The 3,433-nt window shown below is 65.7% G+C and carries 3 protein-coding genes and 1 pseudogene; 2 read left to right on the top strand and 2 right to left on the bottom strand.

Features of this window, described 5'->3' with window-relative positions; all coding sequences use genetic code 11:
• Positions 1-241, top strand: a pseudogene (locus tag JOZ06_RS01675) (gamma-aminobutyrate permease); the annotation flags it as partial.
• 240 nt (positions 242-481) lie between these two features.
• On the opposite strand, the gene JOZ06_RS01670 reads toward JOZ06_RS01675, so the two are convergent.
• Positions 482-1,198, bottom strand: coding sequence for a transporter substrate-binding domain-containing protein (locus tag JOZ06_RS01670; RefSeq protein WP_293228041.1), 717 nt, complete (start codon positions 1,196-1,198; stop codon positions 482-484).
• A gap of 195 nt (positions 1,199-1,393) precedes the next feature.
• Between JOZ06_RS01670 and JOZ06_RS01665 the strand changes: the two genes are divergently transcribed.
• Positions 1,394-2,308 (top strand): carbohydrate kinase, encoded by a 915-nt coding sequence (locus tag JOZ06_RS01665; RefSeq protein WP_293228039.1) that lies wholly within the window; start codon positions 1,394-1,396, stop codon positions 2,306-2,308.
• Here JOZ06_RS01665 and JOZ06_RS01660 read toward each other — a convergent pair.
• Positions 2,305-3,273 carry a TerC family protein gene (locus JOZ06_RS01660; RefSeq protein ID WP_293228037.1) on the bottom strand — a complete coding sequence of 323 codons (969 nt, stop codon included), beginning with the start codon at positions 3,271-3,273 and terminating at the stop codon, positions 2,305-2,307. The two genes, JOZ06_RS01665 and JOZ06_RS01660, sit on opposite strands and share 4 nt — an antisense overlap.
• Positions 3,274-3,433 lie beyond the last annotated feature (160 nt).

Below are 3,433 nucleotides of genomic sequence, written 5' to 3'. Positions count from 1 at the left end.
CCGCGCCAAGTGGTTCCCGCTCGGCCCGCTGTTCGCCTTCGCGCTGTGCCTGGTGATCATGCTGGGTCAGAACTACGGCGCGTTCACCGGCGCCAAGGTCGACTGGAACGGCATCCTGGCCACCTATATCGGCATTCCGCTGTTCCTGGTCTTCTGGCTCGGCTACAACTGGAAGCACCGTCAGCGCTTGATCCCCTTGCACGCCATGGACGTGTCGGCGACGCCTTCGTCGGGCCGCTAAACCACACGGCAGGCGACGTGACCGACCACACCGCTCGCGCCGACGCCAAGGCATCCGCACAAATCTTGTAGCGTGCATTCGCCGCAGGCAATGCACGTCTTAAGCGAGTCCTAAAGCCGTGCGTTGCTTCGCGAACGCACGCTACTTAACCGTGAAATGTGTTCTGTTAGAGGTGCTAAGGCATGTCGCCAAGAGTCTGGCGCAATGCTGCGCGTAGCGTGCACGACAAGTCCACCGGGGTTAATCGTGATGGCGGATGCGGTCCAGCGTGCCGTCGCGTTGCATCGCCGAGAACGCTTGGCGCAGGCGCGCGAACGCCGTGCCGGGCAACTGCGGATTACAGGCCAGATAGAGGTCGGTCACGTTGAATTGCAGCACCGGATGGATCGCGGTTTGTTGGGATTTGGCCAGCAGATAATTGGCGTGGTAGACGCCGCTGGCCCAGTAGTCGATGCGGCCCAGGGCCAGGAGCTGGACGTTGCGCGCGTCGTCGTTGATCTGCTGCACGCGGTAGCCGCGGTCCACCAGGTACTGCGCCACGGCGTCGCCCAGGTAGCCGCCGATCACGGCGGGCGGACGGACATCGTCGAGCGTGCGCACGCGATCGGGACTGTGCGGTCCGGCGTAGATCGCCCAGGCATTGACCAGCAACGGGCCGATCCAGAGAAAGCGCTTTTCGCGCTCGGCGTTGCGGGTGGTCGCGTACAGGCAGACATCGGCCTCGGTCAGTGCCAGATTGTATGCCCGGGCCCAAGGCAGCAGTTCCAGCGTGTAGGGCAGGCGCGCGCGCTGGAAGATGTCGCGCACCATGTCGGTCGCCACGCCGCCGATCTGGCCGCCGGCCTCGCGCAGATTGAACGGCGGGTCATCCTCGGTCAGCACGCGCACCGGGTCCGCGTGGACCGTCAGGCTCAGCATGCATGCCAGCGCGCCTAGGGCGCGCCTCCCCTTGTTCATGATATTGACGTCTCCGACAACTACTCTGTTGTCATGTGTAAGCCCTATTACTTACTGTACTGTATCCATATTGCAGAAAAGCTGTCCATGACCTCCTTCGCCTGGTCAGCGATGGCGCCGCGGACTTGGCAAGCCTGGCGTTCTGGCCGCTTAATGGCCTGACCTTGCACGACAGCGCACCGATTGGATAACCCTATGCCGTCTCCCCGCTTCATCGCCTTTGGCGAGGCCCTGACCGATTTCATCCGCCAAGAAGGTCAAGATTGGCGCGCCGTGCCGGGCGGCGCCTGCTGGAACGTCGCGCGTGTGGTGGCCCGGCTCGGGGTGCCGAGCGCCTCGGGCGGCGCGGTCAGCCAAGACGTGTTCGGCCAGCAGCTGCTGGCCGAAAGCCTGGCGGCCGGGTTGGACATCCGCTTCCTGCAAAGCCGGCCGTACCCGCCGCTGTTGGCCATGGTGCCCGAGCGCCAGCCGCCGGCCTATTTCTTCATCGGCGAGAACAGCGCCGATCTGCATTTCGATGTGGACGCCTTGCCGGCGGATTGGGAGCAAGCGCTCGCCATCGCCCACTTCGGCGGCATCAGCCTGGCGCGTCCGCCGCTGGCGGACAGGCTGCTCGCGCTGGCGCACCGGCTCTATCGCGCCGGCAAGCCCCTGTCGTTCGACCCCAACTACCGCACGATCATGGCCGCGCCCGATTATTTTCCCCGCTTCGAGGCAATGGCCGCCATGGCGCGCTACATCAAGGTCTCCGACGAGGATCTGGCGGCGCTCTACCCCGGCCTACCGCAAGACGCGGCCATGGCGCGGCTGCGCCGCCTGGCGCCGCAAGCCAGCATCCTCTATACCCAAGGCGCGGCCGATATGTGCTTGTACGAGCAGGAAGCCCGTTTCCGCCAGCCGGTTTTCCGGGTGGCAGTCGCGGATACGGTCGGTTGCGGCGACGCGGCCATGGGCGGATGGTTGGCGAGCCTGCTGACCCGCCCCGAGGCCGAGCCCGGCGCGCATCTGCGCTTTGCGGCGGCGACCGCCGCCTGTGCCGCCATGCGCACGGGCGCCTATGCCCCGGCGGCCGACGACGTCGCCGCGCTATTGCGCCAAGACGCGCGCTAGCCGCCGTGCTCCGGCGGCGTGCGCCGCAACGACAACACCACCGAGGTGGCGATGATCGCCGCCACCACGCCGAGCGCGAACAGCACCGGCACGTGAATCAGATCCATCAACAGCATCTTGGCGCCGACGAACACCAGCACGATGGCCAGGCCGTACTTGAGCAGCGAGAAGCGCGCGGCCATGTCGGCCAGCAAAAAGTACATGGCGCGCAGGCCGAGGATGGCGAACACGTTGGACGTCAGCACGATGAACGGGTCGAGCGACACCGCGAAGATGGCCGGAATCGAATCGACGGCGAAAATCAGATCGGAGATTTCCACCAGCACCAGCACCAACAGCAGCGGCGTGACGAAGCGCGCCGTCTTGCCGTCCGTTTCCTGCGTCACGAAGAAACGCTCGCCGTGCAGGCGGTCGGTCACGTTGACATGACGCCGCAGCCAGCCCAGCAACGCGCCGCCCGGCGTCCCCGCCGGCGCGTCAGCGCCGCGCCACATATGCACGCCGGTATAGAGCAGGAAAGCGCCGAAGACATACAGCAGCCAGTGGAACTGATGAACCAGCCACACGCCGCCGAAGATCATGCCGGCGCGCAGCACGATGGCGCCGAACACCCCGAGCGCCAGCACGCGCTTTTGCAGTTCGGGTGGAATGGCGAAGGCGCCGAACAGCATCAGCCAAACGAAGACGTTATCGACCGCCAAGGCTTTTTCGATCAGATAGCCGGTGACGAAGGCCAGCGCCTGGGTGTTGGCGGCCTCGCGCCCCAGTGTGACGTCGAGCCGCCACCACAACAGCGCGGCGAACGCCAGCGACACGGCCACCCACACCGCCGACCAGCCGGCGGCCTCCTTGAACGATACCCGATGCGCTTTGCCGCCGCGCATCGCCAGCAAGTCGACGAGCAGCATGGCGACGACGAAGACGGCGAAGCCGACCCACATCCACCAGGTTCCCACGGTTTGCATCGATGATTCTCCCTGTCAGCAACGGCCGCGGCGCCACCATGGCGCGCAAAAAACGGCCCGAGTCCATGCGGACCGAGGCCGTGTTTTTGCCTGACAAGGGGACCTCAGCTTACGCAGCAAAGGTCTTGCTCGCAGCCGAGGCTGCCTGAAGTGCCGGGAC

Source organism: Paludibacterium sp. (genome assembly GCF_019232825.1).
Lineage (GTDB): Bacteria > Pseudomonadota > Gammaproteobacteria > Burkholderiales > Chromobacteriaceae > Paludibacterium.
Note: the sequence above shows the minus strand (reverse complement) of the source record. Positions and strands in the feature narration are given on the sequence as shown.

Coding starts and splice junctions, on each gene's coding strand:
- JOZ06_RS01660 (WP_293228037.1), bottom strand. CDS start 3,273: ATGCAAACCGTGGGAACCTGGTGGATGTGGGTCGGCTTCGCCGTCTTC.
- JOZ06_RS01665 (WP_293228039.1), top strand. CDS start 1,394: ATGCCGTCTCCCCGCTTCATCGCCTTTGGCGAGGCCCTGACCGATTTC.
- JOZ06_RS01670 (WP_293228041.1), bottom strand. CDS start 1,198: ATGAACAAGGGGAGGCGCGCCCTAGGCGCGCTGGCATGCATGCTGAGC.